Source organism: Massilia aurea (assembly GCF_014200505.1).
Classification (GTDB): Bacteria; Pseudomonadota; Gammaproteobacteria; order Burkholderiales; family Burkholderiaceae_D; genus Telluria; species Telluria aurea_B.
Window position 1 is genome coordinate 13,445 of the sequence record NZ_JACHBX010000003.1, and the last position, 24,600, is coordinate 38,044.

A 24,600-nucleotide genomic window follows, 5' to 3' on the forward strand; every position below is an offset into this window, starting at 1 on the left:
CGGGTTAGCCCCGCAGCGCCGCTTCCAGGTCCGACAACTCTGCCGGCTTGACCAGGTGCGCATCGAACCCGGCCTCGTGCGCGCGGCGGCGGTCTTCCGGCGAGCCGTAGCCCGTATGCGCCACCAGCCGGATATGCGCCAGTTGCGGATTGCTCTTGATGCGGCGCGCCACCTGATAACCATCCACACCCGGCAAGCCGATATCGAGCACGATCACGTGCGGCTCGTGGCGCGCGGCCAGCTCTTCGATCTCGTTGGCGTCGGCCGTGGTGTGCGCCTCGTAGCCCATCTCGGCCAGCAAAAAGCCCATCATCTCCATCGCATCGACGTTGTCGTCCACCAGCAGCACGCGCATGCCGCCGCTTTGCGCCTCAGGCGCGGACGAAAGCGTCGTCGCATCGTCCGCGCCGGCGCCGACATGCAGCAGCGGCAGGTCGACGGTGAACGTGCTGCCAAGGCCGATGCCGTCGCTGGTGGCCGACAGGTGACCGCCGTGCAGTTCGAGCAGGTGCGACACCAGCGACAGGCCGATGCCCAGGCCTTCCGGTGCGCGGTCGGGCGGCACCTCGACCTGGGTGAACATGCCGAAGATGCGTGGCAGGTTGTCCTTGGCGATGCCGATGCCGTTGTCGCGCACCGAAATGCACACGCGAGCACTGTCGGTAACGCGCACGGCCAGGTGAATTTGGCCGCCCGTCGGCGTGAACTTCGCCGCATTGTGCAGCAGGTTGCCGACCGACTGGGCCAGGCGCACCGGATCGCCCGAGACCCAGATCTGGTGGTCCGGCTGCTCGACGCTCAGGTGATGCCCGCGCGCGTTGATCAAAGGCGCCGCCGTCTCGATGGCCTGGGCGATCACGCCGTTGATGTCGACTTCTTCATTGCGCAGCACGATTTTTCCTTCGGAGATGCGGGCCACGTCCAGCAGGTCGTCGACCAGGTGCGCCAGATGATCGACCTGACGCGTGATCACGTCGCGTGCATGCGCCTGGCGCTCGGCGGCCCCTTCGCCAATGGCGCCCAGCAGCGCGGCCGCGTTGCGGATCGGGCTCAGGGGATTGCGCAGCTCGTGCGCCAGCGTCGCCAGGAACTGGTTCTTGTTGCTGTCGGCGGCGCGCAGCAGCGCCTCCATCTCGCGCCGGCCCGTGATGTCGCTGGTGACGCGCGCCACCCGCACCACCTGGCCGCGCGCATCGCGCACCGGGAACACGCGGTCGCGCACCCAGCGCACCTGGCCGTCGGCGCCAGCGATGCGGAACTCGTCGTCGTAATGGGCTTCAAATGCCACGCGTTCCCAGCGCGCGGCCATGCGCGCGCGGTCGTCCTGATGCACGGCCGCGAGCCAGTCGTCGGGCTGCTGACCCAGCGCCTCGGCGCTGCGGCCCCACACGGTGGCATACGCCGGGCTGACATACACGACCTCGCGCGCCGGCACCGAGAACATCCAGAACACGTCGTCGATATTGTCGGTCAGCTGGCGGAAGCGTTCTTCGCTGTCGCGCAGGTCGACCTGGATCTGGCGCATGCGCAGCAGCGCGTTGACGTTGGCGATCAGTTCATCGGCCTCGATCGGCGCGGCCAGGTAGTTGTCGGCGCCGCCTTCCAGGCCGCGGATCTTGTCGGCGCGGCCCGTCAGCGCGGCCGACGTCTGCAGCACCAGCACCGTGCTGCTGTCCGATTCGGCCTTGATGCGGCGGCACACTTCGATGCCGTTGATGTCGGGCAGCTTCACGTCGAGCAGCACCAGCGCCGGCAACGTGTTGCGCACGATTTCCAGCGCGTCGGTGCCGTTGGCCGCTTCCAGCACCTCGAAGCCGGCGCTTTGCAGGATGCGGGTCTTGGCGTAGCGCGCGCCGTCGTTGTCGTCAACGTTGAGAATCTGGGTCGGATGGGAGTTCATGATCCTGTGGTGTCAAATGCGGATGGCGTCGGCGCCAGGCTGCGCGGCAGGGTCAGGGTGAAGGTCGAACCGACACCGACGGTGCTGGCCACGTCGACCCGCCCGCCAAGCAGCTCGGCCAGCTTGCGGCACAGGGGCAGACCGAGACCGGTGCCCTTGCTGCGCCGTTGCAGCGGATGCTCGATCTGGCTGAATTCTTCAAAAATGAGTTGCAGGTTGTCGTGGCTGATGCCGATGCCCGTATCGGCCACGGCAAATGCGATGGTGTCCGCCTCGGGATCATGCGCGGCAAACACCAGCACCGAGCCCTGCTCGGTGAATTTCAGCGCGTTCGAAATGAAGTTGCGCAGGATCTGCGAAATCTTGCCTTCGTCCGAATACAGGGGCTCGTTCACGCCGGACGGCTCGAACACCAGTTCGACGCGCGCCTCGTCCACCAGCGGGCGCAGCATGCCCTTGAGCGCGCGGAACAGGTTCTCGACCACCACCGGCTCGACCTGTACCTGCACCCGCCCCGCTTCGATCTTGGCCAGATCGAGCAAGTCATTCACCAGCTCGGACAAGTCGTTGGCCGCGGTAGCGATGAAGCTCACCTGGCGTTCCTGCTCTTCGGTCAGGTCGCCATCCATCCGGTTGAGCAGCAACTGGGCCAGCGCGCGGATCGACGACAACGGCGTGCGCAGTTCGTGGCTCGTGTTGGACAGGAAGCGCGACTTCATTTCGTCGGCGCGGCGCAGGCGCTCGGCCTTGTCCTCGATCTCGGCGTACAGCGCCACGATGCCGCGGTTGGTGTCCTCCAGCTCGCGCGTGAGCGACATCAGGTCGTCCTGGCGTTCGCGCAGCTCGGCCAGCGTCGAGAGCAGCTCCTGGTTCTGCATCTGCAGCTCGTGCAGCGGGGTGGCATCCGGGCTGTCGGCCAGGCGCGCGCCGATTTCAGCCAGCCGCGCCGGCGTGATGCGCTCGTGCGCCGGCAGCGCCTTGCGCACCGTGACATTGGCCGCGCCGGTTTCGCCGGGGTCGACCTCGCACGCGTCCATCAGGCGATGCGCGGTAATGATCGCCAGTTCGCGCAGCGACTCGGGGCCTGTCTCGCCGAACGTCGGGTCGCTCGAGCGGCCATTGCGCGGCCGCCCGGCGCTGACCAGGACTTCGAGATGCTGACGCCCGTCGCGTTCGCACAACTGGAACACGGCGCGCCCGCCGGGGCCCTGATAACTCGCGCCGCGCGCCACTTCGGACACCGCCGTGCCAACCCGCACCTGGTCCTGCTGCGACAAGCCCAGCATGGCCGAGATCTGGCGCGCACGCTGGCGCACCAGCACCACATCCTGCTCGCTGTCCAGGCCAACGCTGAGGATGCGCAGGGATGTCATGCGAGGCCCGCTGCCCGGCGCACGACGACGACCATCGCGTCGTCGCGGCCGCGAATGAAGTCGCGCATCAGCACCGCGGCGATCAGCGCCGGCGCGCGCCCATGCAGGCCCGGATACTTGTGCAGATCCCACTGGGTCTGGATGCCGTCCGAGCACAGGATGCACAGTGCCCCGGGCGGGAACGGCACCGAAAACTCCTGCACCTTGCGCATATTGGCGCCGACGATGCCGTTGTGCGACACCAGCGCGCGCCGGTCGTCGTCGATCACGACGCCAGCGATATTGCCCACGCCGGCGAAGCTGAGTTCATCCTTGTAGAAGTCGACGCGCGCCGCCGCCAGAGCCGCGCCGCGCGTGCCGCGCAATGCCTCGTGCGCCACGTGCACCATCTCGCCGGCGCCGACCGTGCCGCGCTCGGCCAGCGCATCGATCGCCGCATTCGTGGCCGCCGCTGCATTCGGGCCGTGGCCCAGGCCATCGCACGCCAGGATGGTGGCGCCATCGTCGCCGCACGAAACGGCCCAGCCGTCGCCGCATTCGTCTTCGCCGGCGATCGGCGCCCACAACGCGCCCACTTCCACGCCGCTCGGATGCGGTGCCGGTTCGTCGCGCCACAGGCGCATGAAGAACGCCGTGCCTTCGCCGCGCCGCGTGTAGACGTCGAATTCATCGGACAGGCGCAGCAGCGCGCCCAGGCCCGTCCCGGCGGTGCCGGCGCTCGAGACGCCATCGAGCAGGCAGTTGTCGATGTCGGCGATACCGGGGCCCTTGTCGAGCGCCAGCACGTCCACGCCGATGCCGGCCGGCGACTGCGCCGGACCGACGTGCATGGCGCCTTCGCCGGCGTGCTTGAGGATGTTGGTGGCCGCTTCGGTGATGATCAGGGCCAGCTGGCCGGCCTTGACTTCATTGAAGCCCAGCGAGTCGGCCACCTTCTGGCCGGCGCGGCGCACGGCCGCGACATCGCTGGCATGGGTGAGATTGAAGACGAAGTGCGACGACTGAGAACTGATCAGCGTTTCCATTTGATAATCAGCACCGCGGTGCCCTCCTTCGGACGGCTGTCGATGTCGAACTCGTCGACCAGCCGCTTGGAGCCGCCCAGGCCGAGGCCCAGGCCGCCGCCGGTGGTGAAACCGTCACGCAGTGCGCTCTCGATATTCGGGATGCCCTGGCCGGCGTCGACGAACAACAGCCCGACGCCAAGGCGCGCGCCGTCGTCGAAGGCATCGAGATGCACCTCGCCGCCGCCGCCGTATTTGATGGTATTGCGTGCGAGTTCACTGGCCGCCGTCACCAGCTTGGTCTGGTCCACCAGCGAGAGACCGATCGCCACTGCGCGTTCGCGCACCTGCTTGCGCACGCCCACCACGTCTTCATCCGAGCGCAGGCGCAAGGTCACGCGGCCGGTACGCTGCGCGCGGCGATGCTCCAGCAGCGGTGTCTCGAACAGCACCGTCTGGGTTTGCGCGTCGACCATTATCGATAGCTCTTTCCGAGCAGGGCCATGCCCTTCTCGACATTGAGCGCCGTCTGAACGCCATGCAGAGTCAATCCGAGTTCGACGAGCGTGATCGCCACCGCCGGCTGCATGCCCACCACCACGGTGCGTGCGTCGAGCACGCGCGCCATGGCGGCGGTATTGCTGATCATGCGGCCGATGAAGGAGTCGACCAGGTCGAGCGCCGAGATGTCGATCAGGACGCCCTTGGCGCTGTCGCTGACGATGCGCTGGGTCAGGTCATCCTGCAGTTGCATCGCCAGGCGGTCATGCATGTCGACCTGGATCGTCACCAGCAACAGGTCGCCCATGCGCAGGATCGGGATACGTTCCATAGTACTCGCCTCAGGCTGCGTTCTTGATCATGATCGACGCGCCGGTGCGCTCGAGCGCGACCAGGAAGGCGTCGGCCAGCGTGGCCTTGGTGATCACGTCTTCCAGGTTCACACCCAGGTGCACGATGGTTTGCGCGATCTGTGGCCGGATGCCGCTGATGATGCAGTCGGCGCCCATCAGGCGCGCGGCCGCGATGGTCTTCATCAGGTGCTGGGCGACGAGCGTGTCGACGGTCGGCACACCGGTGATGTCGATGATGGCGATGATGGCGCCCGTGTCGACGATCTTTTGCAGGATGTTTTCCATCACCACCTGGGTGCGGGCCGAATCGAGGGTGCCGATCAGCGGCAGCGCCAGGATGCCGTTCCACAGCTTGACCACGGGCGTGGACAGCTCGAGCAGCTCCTGCTGCTGGCGCACGATGATCTGGTCCTTGGTCTTCTGGAACACTTCGATCGTGTACAGGCCCAGCTTGTCGATCAGCGTATTGACGGTCCAGGAAGCGATGGCCAGGCCATCGGCATCGGTCTCGAACACGTCGCGCAGGCGCGCGAACAGCGGCTGCTTGAGCGAGAACACGAGCGTTGCCGTTTCGGCCGGGGTGGAACCGGCCTTGGCACGGGTGGCCGAGATTTCGCTGAGCAGGTCGCGCACTTCGTCCCACGAACGGTGCTCGATGTTCTCGAGTTCACCGCTGCGGGTCGCGACAGCGAACGCTTTGAGCAACTGCTGGCAATGGGCGCGCAACTGCTCGCGCGCCGCGCCGCTGCTGCGCACCGTGATCGATTCCAGCTGGGCGAGCCATTCTGCGCCAATGCCCGATTCTTCTGCAAGAATCGCCTGGCTGATCCGGTCCGCATAATCGTTCATGCTCATCTGTCGTGTCCTCAAATATTAGGTGGCGCCGCACAATATCCCGCTCATTCCGGGCTGCTGTGGCAGAGTGCTGGTAAAAATCCAACTATACCATTTCCGATGTAGACAATCCTCCTTGTTCTATTGGCTAGAGGATATTTTTACGTGGTCCGCGCAAGCCTGCACGGTGCGCCCATTCGTACAGCACGGGCAGCAATAACAGCGTCAGCACGGTCGACGACAAGACCCCGCCGATGACCACCGTGGCGAGCGGGCGCTGGACCTCGGCGCCGGTGCCGGTCGCCAGCGCCATCGGCACGAAGCCCAGCGAGGCCACCAGCGCTGTCATCAGCACCGGCCGCAGGCGCGCCAGGGCGCCATCGCGCACCGCCTCGGGTAGCGCCACCCCCTCCTCGCGCAGGCTGCGGATGAACGCGATCAGCACCAGGCCATTGAGCACCGCCACACCCGAAAGCGCGATGAAGCCCACCGCCGCCGACATCGACAGCGGAATGCCGCGCGCCCACAGCGCGGCCACGCCGCCGGCCAGCGCGAACGGAATCCCGGTGAACACCAGCAGGCCATCGCGCAGGTTGTTGAAGACCAGGTACAGCAGCACGAACACCAGCAGCAGCGAGGCCGGCACGATCAGGCGCAGGCGCTCGGCAGCGGCGGTCAGGTTCTCGAACTGACCGCCCCAGGCCGTCCAGTAGCCGGGCGCAATGCGAACATCCTGCGCAATGCGTGCCTGCGCTGCGGCGACGAACGAGCCGATGTCGCGCCCGCGCACGTTGGCGGTGATGACCACGCGGCGCTTGCCTTCCTCGCGACTGAGCTGGTTCGGGCCAGGCGCGACGTCGAAGGTGGCGATTTCGCCCAGCGTGATGAAGCTGTGCCCGCCCTCCTTCGTGCCAGGCAAGGCCACCGGCAGCCGGCGCAGCGCGTCGATGTCAGAGCGCCTGTCTTCCGGCAGGCGCACGACGATGTCGAAGCGGCGGTCGCCCTCGAACAGGGTGCCGGCCACGCGCCCGGCGGTGGCGGTCGCGATCATTTCCTGCACGTCGCCGATGTTCAGGCCCATGCGCGCAGCGCGCTCGCGGTCGACCCGGATCTGCAGGATCGGCAGGCCGGACGTGGCCTCGACCTGCACCTCGGCCGCGCCAGGCACCGCGCGCAGACTGGCCGCGATCTGGCCGGCGGTCGCTTCCAGCACCGCCAGGTCGTCGCCGAACAGCTTGACGGCGACGTCGCTGCGCACGCCCGAAATCAACTCATTCACGCGCAGCTGGATCGGCTGGCTGAATTCGTAGCTGTTGCCGGGCAGGCGTTCGAGCGCCGTGCGGATCGCCTCTTGCACCGCGGCGCGCGAACGCCTTGGCTTGGGCCACGCGGACTCGGGCTTGAAAATGATGTAGCTGTCGGCCACGCTGGGCGGCATCGGGTCGGACGCGATTTCGGCCGTGCCGATGCGGGCAAACACGCGCGCGATCTCGGGCACCTCGCGCATCAGCGTCGTCTCGATCTGCTGCTGCATCTTGACCGACTGGGTCAGGCTCGTACCCGGCACCCGCACCGTCAGCACGGCCATGTCGCCCTCGTCGAGATTGGGCGCAAATTCGGTGCCCAGGCGCGTGGCCATCAGCACCGCCAGTCCGATCACCAGGCCGGCAAACACCAGCACCACGGCGCGGTTGGCCAGCGCATAATGCAGCGCCGGCGCGTACCAGCGGCGCGCGGCCAGCATGACGCGGCTGTCCTTTTCGTCGACCTTGCGGCCGATGAACAGCGCCACGGCGGCCGGCACGAACGTCACCGACAGGATCATCGCGCCCAGCAGCGCGAACACCACCGTGAACGCCATCGGGTGGAACATCTTGCCCTCGATGCCGGTGAGCGCAAAGATCGGCAGGTACACGATCATGATGATCAGCTGGCCGTAGATCAGGGGCCGCCTGGCTTCGCGCGCGGCGGCGAACACTTCGGCAAAGCGCTCTTCGCGCGTGAGCAGGCGCCCCATCCGGTGCTGGGCGCCGGCCAGCCGGCGCACGCAATTCTCGACGATGACGACGGCGCCGTCGACGATGATGCCGAAGTCCAGCGCGCCCAGGCTGAGCAGGTTGGCGCTGACGCCGCCGGCCACCATGCCCGAGAACGTAAACAGCATCGCCAGCGGAATCACCAGCGCCGTGAGCAGCGCCGCGCGCAGGTTCCCGAGGAAGAAAAACAGCACGGCGATGACGAGGATCGCACCCTCGACGAGGTTCTTGCGCACGGTGGCAATCGCCTTCTCGACCAGCACCGTGCGGTCGTAGACGGTGACCGCCTTCACGCCTTTGGGCAGGCTGCGGTTGATCTCGAGCATGCGCGCGTCGACCGCCTGCGCCACCTTGCGGCTGTTCTCGCCGATCAGCATGACGACGGTGCCCAGCACCACCTCGACGCCGTTCTCCGTGGCCGCGCCGGTGCGCAGCTCGCGCCCGATGCCCACTTCGGCGACGTCGCGCACGCGCACCGGGATGCCATTGACGCTGGTGACGACGATATTGCCGATGTCGTCGATCGACGCAGCCTGCCCCGGCGCGCGCACCAGGTACTGCTCGCCCTCGCGCTCGATATAGCCGGCGCCGACATTGCTGTTGTTGCGCTCAAGGGCGTGCACGATGTCGATCAGTTCCAGCCCGTACGATGACAGCGTGGCCGTGTTCGGGGCCACCAGGTATTCCTTGTCGAAGCCGCCGATGGAGTTGATCTCGGTAACCCCTGGCACGGTGCGCAGTTGCGGCTTGATGATCCAGTCCTGAATCTCGCGCAGATCGGTCGGCGTGTAGGGCGTGCCATCGGGCTTCTTCGCCCCCGGCTCGCTCTCGACCGTCCACTGGTAGATTTCGCTCAGGCCCGTGGCGATCGGGCCCAGCGCCGGCACCACGCCTGCAGGCAGGTTTTCGCGCGCATCCTGCAGGCGCTGGCTCACGAGCTGGCGCGCAAAGTGGATGTCGGTGCCTTCGTCGAATACGACCGTCACCTGCGACAGGCCATAGCGCGACAGCGAGCGGTAGGTTTCCAGGTGCGGCAGGCCAGCCAGCACCGCCTCGACCGGATACGTGATGCGCTGCTCGACCTCGAGCGGCGAGTAGCCCGGCACCGCCGTGTTGATCTGCACCTGGACGTTGGTCACGTCGGGCACGGCGTCGATCGGCAGGCGGCCATAGTTGTAGATGCCGATAGCGGCCATCGCCAGCACGGCCAGCAGCACCAGCCAGCGCCGCTCGATACTGAGCGCAATGAGACGGTCGAACCAGGTGGAAGCTTGCAGGTCAGTGTTCATGGCTGGCCTCACCCTTGCCCTGTTCGGCCTTGATCGTGAAGCTGCCGCTGGCGGCGTAGGTGTCGCCCGGATTCAGGCCGGCCGTGATCTCGATGAAGCGGCCGTCAGCGCGCCCGGTGCTGACCGGCTGCGCAATGAAGCCTTCCTTGACGCGCTTGTAGACCACCTGCCGTGTATCGACGGTCTGGATGGCTTCGCGCGCGACGGCCACCGGCACATCGCTCGAACCGGTCACAATGTCGACGTTTACGGCCAGGCCCGGCCGCCACGCGGCGCCCGGATTGGCCAGCACCACGCGCGCCTTGGCCGAGCGCGACGCCTCGCCCACCAGCGAACTGACAAAACTCACCTTGCCGGGCGCCGTGGTATCCGAGGCAATCGACCGGATCACCGCAGTCGTACCGACGCGCACGATGTCCAGGTCGCGCGCCGGCACCACCACGTCGGCCCACACGGTCGACAGATCGGTCAGCGTGAACACGCGCGTATCGGCGCCCACCACTTCGCCTAGCGTGATGTGCTTTTCGACGATGATGCCGTCAAACGGGGCGCGGATGGCGAGCAGGTTCGAGCCGCCACTACCACCACCACCGGCGGCGCCCAGCGCCTGCAACTGCTGGCGCACGGTATCGCGCGCGACTTCGGCCTCGACCAGTTCCTGTTCGGCTTTCAGCAGATCCTGGCGCGCCGTGATCTTCTCTTCCCACAGCGTGCGCTCGGTCGCCACATTCCTGCGCGCATAGTCGACGCGCTTTTGCGCCGCCGTCAGCGCGCCGCGCTGGCCGGCGATGTCGGCGCTGGCGATGCTGGCCAGTACCTGGTCCTTGCGCACCTGCTGGCCCAGGTCGGCGCTGACGTCGCGCACCGAGCCGGCCGCGCGCGGCGTGACGTGGGCGGTGCGGTCTTCGTTCAGCGCGATCTGGCCCGGCATGCGGATGAAGGTGTCCAGGTGCTTCGGGCCAGCCGTGGCAACCGTGATGCCGGCCACGGTGATCTGGTTCGGCGTGAAGTGAATGACGCCTTCGTCGGCGTGCGCGGCTTCTTTGTCCTCGGCGTGTTCGCCCTGTTCGGCGTGTTCGTCATGCTCATCGCCTGCCGGCTGCGCGCGGTCGCGCAGCATGACAAAGGCGGCCAGCGCCAGCGCGATGGCCAGCATGATGACGATGATGCGGGTTTGCTGCTTGTTCATGGGTTCTCCTGCACGGCTGCGTGTCCCAGCAGGCGTGCGATATCGGCCTGCGCGCGATGGCTCTCGGCGACGGCATTGAGGTATTGGTAGGTGGATTGCGCCAGCACGCGCTGGGCGTCGAGCACGTCGATCAGGCCGAACTTGCCAAGCTCGAAGCCGCGGCTGGCGGCGCGCTGCGCGTCCTGCGCGCCCGGCAGGATGTCGGTCGCGATCAGCGCGCATTCGGCCAGCGCGGTAGCAAGGCGCGCATGGGCCTGACCCAGGTCGGCGCGCAGGCGGGCGGCTTGCGCATCCTGTTCGTCCTGCGCCTTGTCGACGCGGCGCAGCGCATCGAGGACGGCGCCGTCGTTGCGATTGAACAGCGGCAGCGGCACCGACAGGCCCAGCACGGTGCGGTTACGGGCATCGGGCCCTTCGCGCTGGGCGCCGACGATCACGCTGACGTCCGGCGTGCGGCGCGCCTGCTCGAGCCGGGCCAGCGCCTGGCGGTGCTTGACGTGTGCGCCGGCCTGGCGCATGCCGGGCGCGGCGTCCAGTTGCGCCAGCAGGCGGTCGAGCGGCAACAGCGCGGGCAGCGTGACGGCGTCGGGTTCGACGACCACGAGCCCGCGTGCGTCGCCCGCCCACAGCGCTGCGAGCTGGATCCGCGCGGCCTCCAGCGCGCGCGCCGCCTGCAGCGCCTCGATGCGCGCTCCCCCCTGCGCCACGCGGGCGCGGGTCTGCTCGACGGGCGACAGGGTGCCGGCATCGACCCGCTTGCCGGCAGCGTCGAGCGCGCGGCCCGCGAGATGTACCAGTTCCTGTGCCATGCGTTCGCGCGCCAGCGCCGCCACGACGTCGTGGAACGCGGCAATCACGTCGGCGCGCACGCGTGCCTGCTCGGCGTTCAGCGCCAGCGCTGCCAGCTGGCCTTCCTGGCGCGCCGCATCGATGCGCGCGGCGCGCTTGCCGCCCAGCTCCACCGGAATGGTCAACAGCGCCGTGGTCGTGCGGCTGTCGCTGCGCGAGCCCTCACGCAGCAGCTCGAGTTCGGGATTGGGGCGCGCCCCGGCCTGGGTCAGTGCGCCCTGTTGCGCGGCGACTTCCTGGCCGGCCGCGCGCAGCGTCGGATTCAGACGCAGTGCCAGTGCGATGGCGGCGTCGAGCGTCAAGGGCTGCATGGGGGCGGCCACGGCGGCGGCCATGGGCGCAGCCTGGGCTGCGGGCGGCAGGCCAATGGAGGCCAGCGCGCACGCCAAGGCGAACGCCGCCAGCGGCGGTGTCAAACGGTGTTTCATGATGGTGCTCCGAACGGGTGAATGTCCGGCGAAGGCAATCGGGCGGCCGCGCTTGGCGAGCCGGCGATGGAAGTTCGCCGCGCTAGATGCGCAGCAGGCGGTCGGGTGGCGGAATCAGGTCGGGCACGTGCGAGACGTAACGCCGTGTTTCGCCGCGCAGGTGCGGCGCCCCCTTGGGCAGGGGCAGATTGGGTTGCGACGACAGGACTGCGCTGGCCGACAGGTGGTGGCAGGCGTCGCAGTCGTTGCACGGGTCGGCCGGGCTGGCGTCGTCCTGGCTTGTGGCCGTGGATGACGACGTGGTCGACGAAGCATGCTTGTGGGTGTGGTGGCCCGGGTGCATGGTCTTTTCATTGTGCGTGCAATAGGCAGCACCCGCCGCCCAGGCGGCCTGGAAAGGCATGGCGAACAGCAGCAGGATGAGGAAAAGACGGCGCATTGGTGTATTAAATACCCTGTAGCCGCTGGAGGGTCAAGCACTATCGACGGCCGGGCGTCTGCCGTCCCGTTTTTGGCCCGCTTCCGGCTGGAAGACTTCCTGCAGCACGGCGATGAAGGCACGCAATGCAGCAGGCACATGCCGGTGGCCGGGATAGTACAAGGCCAGCTCGCTCGACGGTGCGCACCAGTCTTGCAGCAGGGGCACCAGGCGGCCGGCGGCCAGATGGTCGCGCGCGCTGGTGTCCGGCACGTAGGCGATGCCCTGGCCAGCCAGCGCGGCGTCGACCATCAGGCCGACCTGGTTCAGAATGAGCGTGCCTGGCACGTCGAGCGCCATTGCCTGGCCGTGGCGCGTGAACTCCCAGCGGTAGATCTTACCGCTTTGCATGCGCATGCGGATGCAGCGGTGGCGGAGCAGGTCGTCCGGGACGACCGGGATACCATGCTCCTTCAGGTAGGCGGGCGAGGCCATCGGCATGAAACGCACCGGCGCACCGAAGCGCGCCATGTGCATGTCCTGCGGCACCGCCTCGGCCAGGCGCACGCCGGCATCGAAGCCGCCGGCGACGATGTCCACCAGGCCGTTGTCGACGAACAGGTCGAGTGCAACGGCCGGGTAGCGCGCCAGGAACACGGGCACCGCATGCTGCAGCAGCCAGTGCGCGGTCGGCTCGGCCGTGTTGATGCGCAGCAGGCCGCCCGGCTGCTGACCGACACCGTTGACGGCCTCGCAGGCCGCGCCCAGTTCGCGCAGGATCGGCTCGATGCGGCGCAGGAACCCCTCGCCCGCCTCGGTCGGCGCGACACTGCGCGTGGTGCGGTGAAGCAGGCGCACGCCGAGTTTTTCTTCCATCACGCGCATCATGTGGCTCAGCGTCGAGGGCGACACGCCCAGTTCATCGGCTGCCTTGCGAAAGCTGCGGCGGTTGGCAATGGCGACAAAGGCGCGCAAATCATCGAGGTCGGGCTGGGGCATTGCTGGCGATCCTTCATTAATGCATGCGAGATTCATCCGATGATAGCAGCAGATTAGTTGGCTATCGTGGTGGTTCCATTTACCCCGACAGGAGAACAGCATGCAACGCACCTGGTTCATCACCGGCACGTCCAGCGGCTTTGGCCGCATCATGACCGAACAACTACTGGCACGCGGCGACCGCGTCGCGGCCACCCTGCGTACGCCGTCAGCGCTCGCCGACCTGCAGGCACGCTATCTGGGGCAACTCTGGGTGGCCCAATTGGACGTCACTGACGATGCGGCGATCGATGCCGTGCTGGCGCGCGCCTTTACCGAGCTGGGACGGATCGACGTCATCGTCAGCAATGCCGCTTACGGCCTGTTCGGCGCGGCCGAAGAACTCACCGGCGCACAGGTGCGGCGCCAGCTCGACACCAACCTGCTCGGTTCGATCCAGCTCATCCGCAGCGCCCTGCCCTGGCTGCGCAGGCAGGGCGGTGGCCGGGTGATCCAGGTGTCATCCGAGGGTGGGCAGATCGCCTACCCGAACTTCAGCGTGTATCACGCAACCAAATGGGGCATCGAAGGCTTTGTCGAAGCGGTCGCGCAAGAGGTTGCGCCATTCGGCATCGAATTCACGCTGGCCGAGCCGGGGCCGACGCCCACCAATTTTGCCGCTGGAATGGATACCGCGCCGGCCATGGCGGACTACGACGCAACGCCATCGGGCGCGGTGCGGCGCGCGCTGGCCGACGGCAGCTTCAAATTGAGCGGCGATCCGGTGCAGATGGTGCGATCCATGATCGACTCGGCCGACCAGTCGCCGGCGCCCCGTCGCATCGCGCTGGGGTCGACTGCCTACCGGTCGATCCACGCCGCGCTGACGGACCGGTTGGCCAGGCTCGAGGCGCAACAGGACATCGCATTGAACGCGGACCTGACAACGTGAAGAACGCTTTGCCGGATTAATCCACCAGCAGGCTGGCGCGAGGCTGAGGGGCCGCCTGGGCTTCCTGCGCACCGCTGCGCGCAGGCACCGGCACATCGAACTGATAATCGGCCGCCGCATGCACTTCCCAGCCGCCGTCGCCCGTCAGCCACAACACGTGCGTATGGTGGCGCAGCACGCCGACGCGGTGCGCTACGCTCACCAGCGTCGTGCCCTTGTCGCGCAGGCGCTTGTACAGCGACGACTCGTTGGCAGAATCTAACGCGCTGGTCGCTTCGTCCAGAATCACGATGGCTGGCTCGTGCACCAGGACGCGGCCAAATGCCAGGCGCTGCTGCTCACCGATTGACAGCAGCTTTTCCCAGTCGAGCGTGGCGTCCAGGCCTCCGACGCGCTCGGCCAGATACGGCAGGTGCACCTGCTCGAGGATGGCAGTCAACTGCTCGTCGCTCAGCGACGTGCGGGTGCTTGGATAGATCAGCTGGCTGCGCAGGGTACCCGGCTGCAGATACGGCTGCTGCGGCAGGAAGAAGAAATCCTCGCGCGGCGGATGATGAATCACCCCACTGCCCTTGTGCCACAGCCCGGCAATGGCGCGCAGCAGCGAGCTCTTGCCACAGCCGCTGTCACCGTTGATCAGCAGCGCGTCGCCGGGGTTCAGCGACAGCGTCAGATCCTTGATCAGCACGCGGTCGGACTGCGGCGGGCACAGGGTCAGCGACTCGAGTGCGAGATGGTCGCCAGGGGTGCGTGTGATGCGCGCCTGCGTGTCGCACGGATTGCCGCCCGGCGGCTCGGGCATCACATGCATCGACAAGGTCTGCAGGCGGCCAATGCCCGCGACGAAACGGCTCAGGCTTTCGAAGTTGTCGACGATGACGCCGACCGCCGCCAGCACCGCCGTGAACGCGCCGGCTGCCTGCACCGCGCGCCCCACTTCGAGCTCGCCCGACAGGACGGCATCGGCCAGGATCACGAACGGCAGCACCAGCGTGAGCTGGCTGAAGGTGCGCTGGAACAGGTTCAGTGCGCGCTGCTTCTTGATCAGGCGCGAAAAATTATGGATGACCTTGTTGAACTTGCTGTCGATGTGCGCTCGCTCCTGCGCTTCGCCGCCATAGAAAGCGATCGACTCGGCATTCTCGCGCAGGCGGATCAGGCTGAACCGGAAATCGGCTTCGCGCCGCAACTGCCAGAAATTCAGGTGAATGAGCGGATTGCCAAAGACCACCAGCGCGATGATCGTACCCAGCAACGCGTAACCCACCAGCACGGCCACCAGCACATGAGAGATCGACCACAGCACGGCGCTGAAGGCCACCAGCTGCATCAGTGACCCCAGGAAGATCAGCATGAAGTGGACTGAGCGCCCGGTGAATGTGTTCACATCCTCGCAGATCCGCTGGTCGGGGTTGTCGATCTCCTGGTTCGAACCCAGCTCGTAGTATTTGCGGCCGCCCACATAACCATCGAGAAAGCGCCGCGTCAGCCAGCGCCGCCACTTGTTCGCGAACAGGTCGCGCATATAGTAGTAGAACGCGTAGATCGGCACGGCAAACGCCAGCACGATCAGGCAGGCCTGGACCGCGCCCCAGAAGCGGTTGCGGTCCTTGCCGGCCAGCGCCGAGGTCAGCTCGCCGGCCTGGTCGTTCAGCATCACGGCGAGCTTGGTTTCCACCAGCATCAGCACGATCAACAGCGCCAGCAGCAGCCAGGCCCGCTTGCGCTCGTCGCCCAGCCAGTACGGCTTGGCCACGCTGACGAACTGCTTCCATGCCGCCACCGACAAGGGCGGCCCTCTGCGCTTTTTCTTCCTGTTGCCGGGAATATCGCGCGGCGTTCCCTCGTCAAGCGTCTGTGTATGGTCCGTCATGATTCTGCAATGCCTGTTCCCGGCGCGTCCGACCACGAAAACGCGTCCGGTGGTACGTTGATTCGTGCTGGCATCGGCAGCGATGGCGCCGATGTCTGCAAACCTGCGAACTGTATTTACCCAGTTCACGTACGCAGCATACGGTTGTGTCGACAAGTAATCCGTGCGGAAACAGACATAGTCGAGCAAATACAAGCCGCAACAACAGGCAGGTTGCCAGCCAGATGCCTGCAGGTCGTGCTCGCTGCGCGCGATCATCGATTTCTTCCCGCTGCCGACCGGCGTAAAAAAAACCGCCAGGCTTACGCACTGGCGGTTTTTTCATATTGCAGGGTGATTAGACCGCTGCGCCTTCGACCGGATCAGCCGCCTTCATCGACAGCTTCAGACGACCGCGCTCGTCGGTCTCGAGGACCTTGACGCGCACTTGCTGGCCTTCTTTCAGGTAGTCGGCGACGGCGTTGACACGCTCATTGGCGATCTGCGAGATGTGCAGCAGGCCATCCTTGCCTGGCATGACTTGCACGATCGCGCCGAAGTCCAGCAGTTTCAGAACGGTGCCGTCGTAGGTCTTGCCCACTTCGACCGATGCGGTCAGCTCTTCGATGCGGCGCTTGGCTTCCTGGCCAGCGGCAGCGTCAACCGACGCGATCGTGACCACGCCTTCGTCGCTGATGTCGATCTGGGTGCCGGTCTCTTCGGTCAGCGCGCGGATAACGGCGCCGCCCTTGCCGATGACGTCACGGATCTTCTCTGGATTGATGCGGATGGTGATCAGGCGTGGCGCGAAGTCCGACAGTTCGGTCTTCACGGTTGGCATCGCCTTCTGCATTTCGCCCAGGATGTGGTGACGGCCTTCTTTGGCTTGCGCCAGTGCCACCTGCATGATTTCCTTGGTGATGCCCTGGATCTTGATGTCCATCTGCAGCGCGGTGATGCCTGCTGCGGTACCGGCCACCTTGAAGTCCATGTCGCCCAGGTGATCTTCATCGCCCAGGATGTCCGACAGGACGGCGAACTTGCCGCCTTCCTTGATCAGGCCCATGGCGATACCGGCCACGTGCGATTTCATCGGCACGCCGGCGTCCATCAGTGCCAGGCAGCCGCCGCAGACCGAGGCCATCGACGACGAACCGTTCGATTCGGTGATTTCCGAGACCAGGCGCACCGAGTAGCTGAAATCTTCCGGATCCGGCAGCGCAGCGATCAGCGCGCGCTTGGCCAGACGGCCGTGGCCGACTTCGCGGCGCTTCGGCGTACCGACGCGGCCGGTTTCGCCGGTGGCGAACGGAGGCATGTTGTAGTGCATCATGAACGAATCGGTGTACTCGCCCATCAGCGCATCGATCTTCTGGCTGTCGCGGGCGGTGCCCAGCGTGGCAACGACCAGCGCCTGGGTTTCACCGCGGGTGAACAGGGCCGAACCGTGGGTGCGTGGCAGGACGCTCGAACGGATCGAGATCGGACGCACGGTGCGGGTGTCGCGACCGTCGATGCGTGGCTCGCCTTCGAGAATCTGCGAACGCACGACCTTGGCTTCCATGTCGAACAGGATGTTGCCGACGTCGCCCGAATCAGCAGTCACGCCAGCGGCGCTCAGCTCAGCCATCACTTCCGACGACAGCGACTTCAGCTTTTGCTGACGCGCCGATTTTTCGCGGGTCTGGTACGCATCGCGCACTTTCGCACCGGCCAGTTCGCCGATACGGGCGATCAGCTCTTCGTTCTTTGGCGCCGGCGCCCATTCGACTTCCGGCTTGCCGCCTTCGGCGACCAGGTCGTGGATCGCATCGATCACGACTTTCATCTGGTCATGGCCGAACACGACGGCGCCCAGCATGATTTCTTCGGACAGTTGCTTGGCTTCCGACTCAACCATCAGGACGGCGGTTTCGGTACCGGCCACGACCAGGTCCATCTGCGAAGTCTTCAGCTCGGTGGTGGTCGGGTTCAGGATGTACTGGCCATTCGCGTAGCCGACGCGCGCGGCGCCGATCGGGCCACTGAACGGGATACCGGCGATGCACAGGGCAGCCGAAGCGCCGATCATCGCAGGGATGTCCGGATCGATTTCAGGGTTGACCGACAGCACGTGGATGATGACCTGGACTTCGTTCAGGTAGCCTTCCGGGAACAGCGGACGGATTGGACGGTCGATCAGACGCGAGGTGAGCGTTTCTTTTTCGGAAGGACGGCCTTCGCGCTTGAAGAAACCGCCCGGGATTTTACCCGCAGCATACGTTTTCTCGAGGTAGTCGACGGTCAGCGGGAAGAAGTCCTGGCCCGGCTTGGCATCCTTGCGTGCGACCACGGTTGCCAGCACGACGGTATCTTCGACCGACACCACGACGGCGCCGCTTGCCTGGCGCGCGATTTCGCCCGTCTCCAGGGTGACAGTGTGTTGACCGTACTGGAAGGTTTTCGTAACTTTGTTAAACATGGGGTATCCCTTTCATTTTGCCGACAGATTTTCAGGTGCTGTCGTTCACCTCTCACCACGGGCCGTTCACGAGCAGAACAGCCTTGCAACAACAAACAAACCGCTCAAAAACGAAAAATGCCCGCGACAGAGAACTGGCGCAGGCATCTTCAGACTTAAACCGTCTGGCGCAAACGAATTACTTACGCAGGCCCAGTTTAGCGATCAGGTCGCGGTAACGGTTCAGATCCTTGTTCTTCAGGTACGACAGCAGGCTCTTACGACGGTTGACCATCATGATCAGACCACGACGCGAGTGGTGATCTTTCTGGTGGGCCTTGAAGTGGCCGTTCAGGTCGTTGATGCGTGCGGTCAGCAGTGCGACTTGCACTTCTGGCGAACCAGTGTCTTTTTCGCCGCGTGCGTTGTCCGCGATAATCGCGGCTTTGTTCAGAGTTTCTACGGTCATGATGTTACCTTTCACATGCGGTGCAAGAGTCGCAACCCAGCGCACCGTGATTGATTAAAATGCCTGCCCGGATTCGGACAGACCGGCAAGTATAGTGCAAAACGCGGGTACCGACCAGCGTTTGCCCGCCCTGCCGCCAAGTAAAGGACAAAATAATGCATCCAATGATGAAAATAACAACGCTGGCCGCCACGCTGCTGCTGGCAGCGTGCGCCACGCGCCCTGCCCCGCTGCCGGGCGAAACGGCCGATGTGGTCCAGGCCAAGCTCGGCAAGCCGACGTCCGTCTACGTTGACGGCGATGGCGGTGCGCGCTCGCTCGAATACGCGACGGGGCCGATGGGCCAGTACACGTGGATGGCACGCCTTGGCCCCGATGGCCGCTTGACGGCCTACGAGCAGGTGCTCACTGGTGAAAAGTTTGCCACGCTCAAGATCGACCAGGCGACCAAGGAGCAGGTCTTGCGCACGATCGGGCGCCCTGCCGAACGCTCGCGCGTGGCGATGCAGAACTACGAGGTCTGGTCGTACCGCTACAAGGAGGCCGGCGTCTGGAACTCGCTGATGCACGTGCACTTCGACGAGGGAGGCGTCGTGCGCCAAATGATGAACGGGCCAGACCCAATGTACGAGCCAAGGGACCGCAGCTCCTGGTAGGGGCTGCGGTGTGAGATGGCTTAGCGCGCGGGCGGCAGCTTGCGCCCGCCATCGCTATGCACGAAGTCTTCGATCGCGTCGAGCGACGGCGCCAGGCGGCGCAGCGAGCTCGAAAGCGTGGCGAGCAGCGTGACGTGGTTCACGCCAGTAAAACTCACCTCGCGCACCGGCACACCCGTCGCGCGCAGCCGGTCCGCCAGCGCGCCGGTATTGCGCTCCGGGTCGACTGTCGAATCGTTGCGCGCCGCGATCAACAGCGCGGGCGGCGCATTGATCGTCACGTGGTTGATGGGCTGCGAATCGCGCGGCGTATTCGGGTACAGGAACACCGGGCGCGTCGTTTCATTTTCCACGGGCAGGAAGTTATAGGGGCCGGCCATGCCGATCCAGCCGCGCAGGATGCTCGGGGCCGTGCCCTGCGCCCGCAACCAGCGCGGGTCGAGCGCAAGCATCGCGGCATTGTAGGCGCCGGCGCTGTGGCCCATCGCATAGATGCGCTTGGGATCGCCGCCGTAGGCCTTGATGCGGCGCGACGTCCAGGCCAGTGCTTCGGCGCTGTCGGTCAGGAAGTCCGGATAGCGCACTTGCGGATACAGGCGATAGTCGGGAATGACCACCACGAAACCACGCGCGGCCAGCGCGCGGCCCACAAAAGCATAGTCGGCGCGCTCGCCGTCGACCCAGTTGCCACCGTAATAGAACACGATGACGGGCGCCGGGCCGGTCCAGTTTTCAGGGCGGTAGATGTCGAGTACGTGGCGCGGATTGGTGCCGTAGGCGGCCGAGGCCACCGTGCGGGTGGCGCCGCTCGGCGAGACCGCGTTGACCAGCGACAGCGGCGAGCAGGCCGCGAGTAGCCCCGACAGCAGCAGGACGGTGGCGGCGCAGACCGCGAAGTAAGGAGCTCTCATGGTTCGGGCAGCCTGTGATCAGCGGTGGAGGTCGTCGTCGGCGTCGTCAAGCGGGATGATGCTGACCCGCTTGCCCTTCGCACGCTGCCACACGTACACTGCGTAACCCGACAGGCCATAGATCACGAAGATCGGCCACAGCACCTTGGGCGGATCGATCGCCAGCAGCGCCAGCACCAGCGCGATCAGGAACACGGCGATGAACGGCACCGACTTGCGGAAGTTGATGTCCTTGAAGCTGTAGAACGGCACGTTCGACACCATCGTCAGGCCGGCGAAGACCGTGATGCACCACGACACCCACTCGACCTTGCGCGGAATGACGCTGATATCGGGATCGATCATCATCATGATGAAGCCGATCACGAGCGCCGCAGCAGCCGGGCTGGGCAAGCCCTGGAAGAAGCGCTTGTCGACCACCTCGATATTGGTATTGAAGCGTGCCAGGCGCAAGGCGGCGCAGGCGCAGTAGATGAAGGCGGCGACCCAGCCGACCTTGCCAAGGCCGTTGAGCGACCATTCGTACATCACCAGCGCCGGCGCAGCGCCGAACGAGACCATATCGGCCAGGCTGTCGTACTGGGCGCCGAATTCACTTTGGGTATTGGTCAGGCGCGCAATGCGCCCGTCCAGGCCGTCGAGGATCATCGCGATGAACACCGCCCAGCACGCCTGGTCGAAACGTTGGTTCATCGCCATGACGATGGCGTAGAAGCCGCAGAACAGCGCGGCGGTGGTAAAGGCATTGGGCAGCAGGTAGATGCCACGGCTGCGCTCACCGGCCGCCCGTGCTTGCGTACGGGGCGCGAAACGCTTTTTCAGGCGGGAGAATCGTGGACCTTTGGGCGGGGTCCCTGGCTTTCTTCTTCGTGGAAAAGTTGGCATAAGCAATCGTATTCAAGTGAGCCGCCGAGCGACTGTTCCCAACCATTATAGAGGCGGGACCCGTGTTAGCGAAACACTACGCTAACCCAGCTGGCAATTGCATGGCGCCTACTTGAAGGCGCAGTCAACATTAAATAGAGCCGAGCCATGAACTGATGAGCGGTTTCGTGGTCCAACGCCTGTCCCCAGCGTCAGGAGTCGCGCATGAAAGCGCCCCGTTTCAAGAACTGGTTTGCCAGGTTGTCAGCGCTGAATCCGCCACAGCGTCGGCAAGTGCTTGACGCCCTGCATCCCGCAGCCGGCCTCGACCAGGTGGTCGCGCTGATCGCGCAGGCAAGAGCGCCAGCGCGCTGCTGCCCCAGTTGTGGCAACGAACGCTGCAATCGACACGGATTCGCCAACGACCTGCAGCGCTTTCGCTGCTGCGCCTGTGGCCGCACGTTCAACGACCTGAGCGGCACGCCGCTGGCACGGCTCAGGCACAAGGCCAAATGGCTCGCGTATTCGCAGGTATTGCTCGATTCACTGTCCGTACGCAAGGGTGCAGAACGGGTCGGCGTGCACCGCAACACGGCTTTCCGGTGGCGTCACCGCTTTCTCGACTGGGTCAAGCTCGACCGGCCTGTATCGCTCAACGGCATCGTGGAGGCCGATGAGACATTCCTGCTCGAATCGCAAAAAGGATCACGCACGCTCGACCGCCCGCCACGCCGACGGGGCGGGCGCGCGCCCATGCGGGGCATTTCCCGCCATCTCGATTGCATCCTGGTAGCACGCGACCGGAATGGCCGCACCATCGATGCCGTCACTGGTCGTGGCGCACTGACGGCCGCGCAACTCGAACGCGATTTGCTACCCAGACTTGATCCGCAGGCACTCCTGGTCAGCGACAGCCACGCCGCGTACCGGGCCTTTGCACGCAAGCACAGGATTGCGCACGAGACCGTCAATCTGCGCGCCGGCGTGCGCGTCAGGCATTCGGGTAGCCGCGCCATCCACGTACAGAACGTGAACGCGTACCACGGGCGCTTCAAGGCCTGGCTACTGGGCTTTCGCGGGGTGGCATCGCGCTACCTGCCCAACTACCTGGGGTGGCGCTGGGCACTGGATGGCGGGCGGGTCAGTTCAGTAGAACAATTGTTTTGCATCGCAATCGGCGTCATCAACAGACAACGCTGACTGCGCCACTTGAACACGACCGTGCCGGATGGCGCCTTATTTGAACTTGACCTTGCCCACCAGGCGCATCTGCAGCGTGGTTTCACCTGGTTCGAAGCTCGGTTCAGCCATGCCATCATCCATCTCGCGCTTGGCGCTCGAACGCATCATCATCGGTGCAGGCGCGCCTGCATCGCCCGCATAATTGCCCGAGCCTTCAAAGTCGACTGTATCAAGCACGGCATCGCTTGGCTGGCGGCCCATCGCCTTGGCGATCGAAACGATGCGCTCGTTCAGGTTCTGATACGTAGCAGCGATGCGCTGGTCGTCGAGGCGCTTTTCGGTCGCCGGGGTCAGGCCGAAGTTGATGTTATTGATCTGCAGGACCTTCTGCGCGGCAGCAGCCGTTTTCGGCAGCGCGGCCAGGTTCGTGGTCTTGACTTCCAGGTACTGACCGACACGCCAGGCGATCGGCACCGGCTTGACGGGCGCGACCACGCGGCCGACCGGTTGTGGCTGCACTTCCGGGTACACCGGGTACGTGTAGTAGCCCTGGGTTTTCAGTTCGGCTTTCGGATCAGCGCGGCGCACGATCTCGGTGCCCTCTTTCATCTTGCGATTGACGCGGTCGGCGGCGGCGTTCTTGTCCTTGTCATGCTCTTCGACGGCGAAGGTGATCGTCGCTTCGTCATTCGCATGCTTGACTTCGCCGAAGGCGGGGACGATGACCATGGTGCCGGTGGTCGCAGTCGACGGCGCGGTCTGCGCCTGGGCAGCGCTGAAGGCCAGCACGAGGGCGGCGGCGACGAGGGATTTGGTGAATGCCATTCTTGTTCTCCTGTGAGTTGCGACGTATGTCCGGCGTAGTTATACGATACCGTGCACAGGGAAAACATCGGTAATTTGTAATGGACAGTTGCAAATGAGTAGCTTTTGAAACGTGTTGGCACCGTTAGACGAACGCGTGGACGGGAGAACCCGTCCACCCTACACATTACTCGTAGGGTGGAAGGCTCTGCCGTCCACGCGTCGATCGCCAACGCCACACCACCGCATGCGATGGTCTGGCCGCAAACTTAGTTCTTCGACTGATCCACCAGCTTGTTCTTCGCAATCCACGGCATCATCGCGCGCAGCTTCGCGCCGACTTCTTCGATCGGATGCTCGGCCGTCAGGCGACGACGCGAGATCAGCGTTGGTGCGCCGGCCTTGTTTTCCAGGATGAAGCTCTTGGCGTATTCGCCGGTCTGGATGTCCTTCAGGCACTGGCGCATCGCGTTCTTGGTGTCTTCGGTCACGACGCGCGGGCCGGTCACGTATTCGCCGTATTCCGCGTTGTTGGAGATCGAGTAGTTCATGTTGGCGATGCCGCCTTCATAGATCAGGTCGACGATCAATTTCAGTTCGTGCAGGCACTCGAAGTACGCCATCTCCGGCGCATAACCGGCTTCGGTCAGCGTCTCGAAGCCTGCCTTGATCAGTTCGACCGCGCCGCCGCACAGCACGGCCTGCTCGCCGAACAGGTCGGTCTCGGTCTCTTCGCGGAAGTTGGTTTCGATGATGCCGGCGCGGCCACCACCGTTGGCCATTGCGTACGACATGGCGATATCACGGGCAGCGCCCGATTTGTCCTGGTACACGGCGATCAGGTGCGGCACGCCACCACCTTGCGTGTAGGTGCCGCGCACCGTGTGGCCCGGCGCTTTCGGCGCGACCATGATGACGTCAAGGTCGGCGCGTGGAACGACCTGGCCGTAGTGCACATTGAAACCGTGGGCGAAGGCCAGCACGGCGCCCTGCTTCGCGTTCGGCTCGATGTTCTGCTTGTAGACTTCGGCGATGTTTTCGTCCGGCAGCAGGATCATGATGACGTCGGCGTTCTTCACTGCCTCATCGACTTCCGCCACTTTCAGGCCGGCTTGCTCGACCTTGCCCCACGAGGCGCCGCCGCGGCGCAGGCCGACGGTAACATTGACGCCCGATTCGCTCAGGTTCTGTGCGTGCGCATGGCCTTGCGAGCCGTAACCGATGATGGCAACGTTCTTGCCCTTGATGAGGGAGAGGTCGCAGTCCTTGTCGTAGAAAACGTTCATTTTTTTATCCTGTTATTTGATTTGAATTGTGT

The 24,600-nt window shown here is 65.3% G+C and carries 21 protein-coding genes; 3 read left to right on the forward strand and 18 right to left on the reverse strand.

All coding sequences use genetic code 11. The annotated features are described in order from the left end of the window. Positions 1-4 precede the first annotated feature (4 nt). From HD842_RS13935 to HD842_RS13985, 11 genes are all read right to left on the reverse strand, one after another. Positions 5-1,900, reverse strand: coding sequence for an ATP-binding response regulator (locus HD842_RS13935; RefSeq protein ID WP_183555338.1), 1,896 nt, complete (start codon positions 1,898-1,900; stop codon positions 5-7). Further along, complete coding sequence (locus HD842_RS13940; RefSeq protein ID WP_183555339.1) at positions 1,897-3,273, reverse strand: ATP-binding protein; 1,377 nt, start codon at positions 3,271-3,273, stop codon at positions 1,897-1,899. The genes HD842_RS13935 and HD842_RS13940 overlap by 4 nt, the downstream gene beginning before the upstream one ends. Beyond that, the gene (locus HD842_RS13945) at positions 3,270-4,298 is read right to left on the reverse strand and encodes an ATP-binding SpoIIE family protein phosphatase (RefSeq protein WP_183555340.1); all 1,029 of its coding nucleotides are present in this window, start codon (positions 4,296-4,298) and stop codon (positions 3,270-3,272) included. The genes HD842_RS13940 and HD842_RS13945 overlap by 4 nt, the downstream gene beginning before the upstream one ends. After that, complete coding sequence (locus tag HD842_RS13950) at positions 4,286-4,753, reverse strand: anti-sigma regulatory factor (RefSeq protein WP_183555341.1); 468 nt, start codon at positions 4,751-4,753, stop codon at positions 4,286-4,288. Before HD842_RS13950 ends, HD842_RS13945 begins: the two co-directional genes overlap by 13 nt. Next, positions 4,753-5,109 (reverse strand): STAS domain-containing protein, encoded by a 357-nt coding sequence (locus HD842_RS13955; protein WP_183555342.1) that lies wholly within the window; start codon positions 5,107-5,109, stop codon positions 4,753-4,755. Before HD842_RS13955 ends, HD842_RS13950 begins: the two co-directional genes overlap by 1 nt. A gap of 10 nt (positions 5,110-5,119) precedes the next feature. Continuing rightward, on the reverse strand, positions 5,120-5,986 hold the full coding sequence (locus tag HD842_RS13960) for an STAS domain-containing protein (RefSeq protein WP_183555343.1): 867 nt from the start codon (positions 5,984-5,986) through the stop codon (positions 5,120-5,122). A gap of 127 nt (positions 5,987-6,113) precedes the next feature. Then, on the reverse strand, positions 6,114-9,290 hold the full coding sequence (locus HD842_RS13965; protein WP_183555344.1) for an efflux RND transporter permease subunit: 3,177 nt from the start codon (positions 9,288-9,290) through the stop codon (positions 6,114-6,116). Then, a complete protein-coding gene (locus HD842_RS13970) occupies positions 9,280-10,479 on the reverse strand; it encodes an efflux RND transporter periplasmic adaptor subunit (protein ID WP_183555345.1) in 1,200 nt (399 codons plus the stop codon). Before HD842_RS13970 ends, HD842_RS13965 begins: the two co-directional genes overlap by 11 nt. Continuing rightward, on the reverse strand, positions 10,476-11,756 hold the full coding sequence (locus HD842_RS13975) for a TolC family protein (RefSeq protein WP_183555346.1): 1,281 nt from the start codon (positions 11,754-11,756) through the stop codon (positions 10,476-10,478). Before HD842_RS13975 ends, HD842_RS13970 begins: the two co-directional genes overlap by 4 nt. Before the next feature lie 82 nt (positions 11,757-11,838). After that, complete coding sequence (locus HD842_RS13980; protein WP_183555347.1) at positions 11,839-12,195, reverse strand: hypothetical protein; 357 nt, start codon at positions 12,193-12,195, stop codon at positions 11,839-11,841. A 33-nt stretch (positions 12,196-12,228) separates the two neighbouring features. Then, positions 12,229-13,173: a LysR family transcriptional regulator gene (locus HD842_RS13985; RefSeq protein WP_183555348.1), complete on the reverse strand. Its 945-nt coding sequence runs from the start codon at positions 13,171-13,173 to the stop codon at positions 12,229-12,231. Between the two features lie 100 nt (positions 13,174-13,273). Here HD842_RS13985 and HD842_RS13990 point away from each other — a divergent pair, with 100 nt between their 5' ends. Further along, complete coding sequence (locus HD842_RS13990) at positions 13,274-14,104, forward strand: SDR family oxidoreductase (RefSeq protein ID WP_183555349.1); 831 nt, start codon at positions 13,274-13,276, stop codon at positions 14,102-14,104. A 16-nt stretch (positions 14,105-14,120) separates the two neighbouring features. On the opposite strand, the gene HD842_RS13995 is transcribed toward HD842_RS13990, so the two are convergent. From HD842_RS13995 to rpsO, 3 genes are all read right to left on the reverse strand, one after another. After that, positions 14,121-15,977, reverse strand: a complete 1,857-nt coding sequence (locus tag HD842_RS13995; protein ID WP_183555350.1) for an ABC transporter ATP-binding protein/permease — start codon at positions 15,975-15,977, stop codon at positions 14,121-14,123. 337 nt (positions 15,978-16,314) lie between these two features. Continuing rightward, positions 16,315-18,417 (reverse strand): polyribonucleotide nucleotidyltransferase, encoded by a 2,103-nt coding sequence (gene pnp, locus HD842_RS14000; RefSeq protein ID WP_183555351.1) that lies wholly within the window; start codon positions 18,415-18,417, stop codon positions 16,315-16,317. A 178-nt stretch (positions 18,418-18,595) separates the two neighbouring features. Continuing rightward, the gene (rpsO, locus tag HD842_RS14005) at positions 18,596-18,865 is read right to left on the reverse strand and encodes a 30S ribosomal protein S15 (protein ID WP_183555352.1); all 270 of its coding nucleotides are present in this window, start codon (positions 18,863-18,865) and stop codon (positions 18,596-18,598) included. A 164-nt stretch (positions 18,866-19,029) separates the two neighbouring features. On the opposite strand from rpsO, the gene HD842_RS14010 reads away from it, so the two are divergent. Continuing rightward, entirely contained in the window at positions 19,030-19,521 is a 492-nt protein-coding gene (locus HD842_RS14010; RefSeq protein ID WP_183555912.1) for an outer membrane protein assembly factor BamE, read from the forward strand. 20 nt (positions 19,522-19,541) lie between these two features. Here the strand turns inward: HD842_RS14010 and HD842_RS14015 are convergent, their stop codons facing one another. Both HD842_RS14015 and pssA read right to left on the reverse strand, forming a co-directional pair. Continuing rightward, a complete protein-coding gene (locus HD842_RS14015) occupies positions 19,542-20,432 on the reverse strand; it encodes an alpha/beta hydrolase (RefSeq protein WP_183555353.1) in 891 nt (296 codons plus the stop codon). 18 nt (positions 20,433-20,450) lie between these two features. Beyond that, positions 20,451-21,317 carry a CDP-diacylglycerol--serine O-phosphatidyltransferase gene (gene pssA / locus HD842_RS14020; protein ID WP_183555354.1) on the reverse strand — a complete coding sequence of 289 codons (867 nt, stop codon included), beginning with the start codon at positions 21,315-21,317 and terminating at the stop codon, positions 20,451-20,453. 204 nt (positions 21,318-21,521) lie between these two features. On the opposite strand from pssA, the gene HD842_RS14025 reads away from it, so the two are divergent. Continuing rightward, positions 21,522-22,496, forward strand: coding sequence for an IS1595 family transposase (locus HD842_RS14025; RefSeq protein ID WP_183555355.1), 975 nt, complete (start codon positions 21,522-21,524; stop codon positions 22,494-22,496). Positions 22,497-22,532: 36 nt separating this feature from the next. Here HD842_RS14025 and HD842_RS14030 read toward each other — a convergent pair whose 3' ends face one another. After that, the gene (locus tag HD842_RS14030) at positions 22,533-23,303 is read right to left on the reverse strand and encodes an SIMPL domain-containing protein (RefSeq protein ID WP_183555356.1); all 771 of its coding nucleotides are present in this window, start codon (positions 23,301-23,303) and stop codon (positions 22,533-22,535) included. Between the two features lie 248 nt (positions 23,304-23,551). Further along, positions 23,552-24,568: a ketol-acid reductoisomerase gene (ilvC, locus tag HD842_RS14035; protein ID WP_183555357.1), complete on the reverse strand. Its 1,017-nt coding sequence runs from the start codon at positions 24,566-24,568 to the stop codon at positions 23,552-23,554. Between the last annotated feature and the right edge of the window lie 32 nt (positions 24,569-24,600).

Bases quoted from the DNA above. Each gene is read 5' to 3' on its own strand.
- HD842_RS13935 (WP_183555338.1), bottom strand. From the start codon at position 1,900: ATGAACTCCCATCCGACCCAGATTCTCAACGTTGACGACAACGACGGC.
- HD842_RS13940 (WP_183555339.1), bottom strand. From the start codon at position 3,273: ATGACATCCCTGCGCATCCTCAGCGTTGGCCTGGACAGCGAGCAGGAT.
- HD842_RS13945 (WP_183555340.1), bottom strand. From the start codon at position 4,298: ATGGAAACGCTGATCAGTTCTCAGTCGTCGCACTTCGTCTTCAATCTC.
- HD842_RS13950 (WP_183555341.1), bottom strand. From the start codon at position 4,753: ATGGTCGACGCGCAAACCCAGACGGTGCTGTTCGAGACACCGCTGCTG.
- HD842_RS13955 (WP_183555342.1), bottom strand. From the start codon at position 5,109: ATGGAACGTATCCCGATCCTGCGCATGGGCGACCTGTTGCTGGTGACG.
- HD842_RS13960 (WP_183555343.1), bottom strand. From the start codon at position 5,986: ATGAGCATGAACGATTATGCGGACCGGATCAGCCAGGCGATTCTTGCA.
- HD842_RS13965 (WP_183555344.1), bottom strand. From the start codon at position 9,290: ATGAACACTGACCTGCAAGCTTCCACCTGGTTCGACCGTCTCATTGCG.
- HD842_RS13970 (WP_183555345.1), bottom strand. From the start codon at position 10,479: ATGAACAAGCAGCAAACCCGCATCATCGTCATCATGCTGGCCATCGCG.
- HD842_RS13975 (WP_183555346.1), bottom strand. From the start codon at position 11,756: ATGAAACACCGTTTGACACCGCCGCTGGCGGCGTTCGCCTTGGCGTGC.
- HD842_RS13980 (WP_183555347.1), bottom strand. From the start codon at position 12,195: ATGCGCCGTCTTTTCCTCATCCTGCTGCTGTTCGCCATGCCTTTCCAG.
- HD842_RS13985 (WP_183555348.1), bottom strand. From the start codon at position 13,173: ATGCCCCAGCCCGACCTCGATGATTTGCGCGCCTTTGTCGCCATTGCC.
- HD842_RS13990 (WP_183555349.1), top strand. From the start codon at position 13,274: ATGCAACGCACCTGGTTCATCACCGGCACGTCCAGCGGCTTTGGCCGC.
- HD842_RS13995 (WP_183555350.1), bottom strand. From the start codon at position 15,977: ATGACGGACCATACACAGACGCTTGACGAGGGAACGCCGCGCGATATT.
- pnp (WP_183555351.1), bottom strand. From the start codon at position 18,417: ATGTTTAACAAAGTTACGAAAACCTTCCAGTACGGTCAACACACTGTC.
- rpsO (WP_183555352.1), bottom strand. From the start codon at position 18,865: ATGACCGTAGAAACTCTGAACAAAGCCGCGATTATCGCGGACAACGCA.
- HD842_RS14010 (WP_183555912.1), top strand. From the start codon at position 19,030: ATGATGAAAATAACAACGCTGGCCGCCACGCTGCTGCTGGCAGCGTGC.
- HD842_RS14015 (WP_183555353.1), bottom strand. From the start codon at position 20,432: ATGAGAGCTCCTTACTTCGCGGTCTGCGCCGCCACCGTCCTGCTGCTG.
- pssA (WP_183555354.1), bottom strand. From the start codon at position 21,317: ATGCCAACTTTTCCACGAAGAAGAAAGCCAGGGACCCCGCCCAAAGGT.
- HD842_RS14025 (WP_183555355.1), top strand. From the start codon at position 21,522: ATGAAAGCGCCCCGTTTCAAGAACTGGTTTGCCAGGTTGTCAGCGCTG.
- HD842_RS14030 (WP_183555356.1), bottom strand. From the start codon at position 23,303: ATGGCATTCACCAAATCCCTCGTCGCCGCCGCCCTCGTGCTGGCCTTC.
- ilvC (WP_183555357.1), bottom strand. From the start codon at position 24,568: ATGAACGTTTTCTACGACAAGGACTGCGACCTCTCCCTCATCAAGGGC.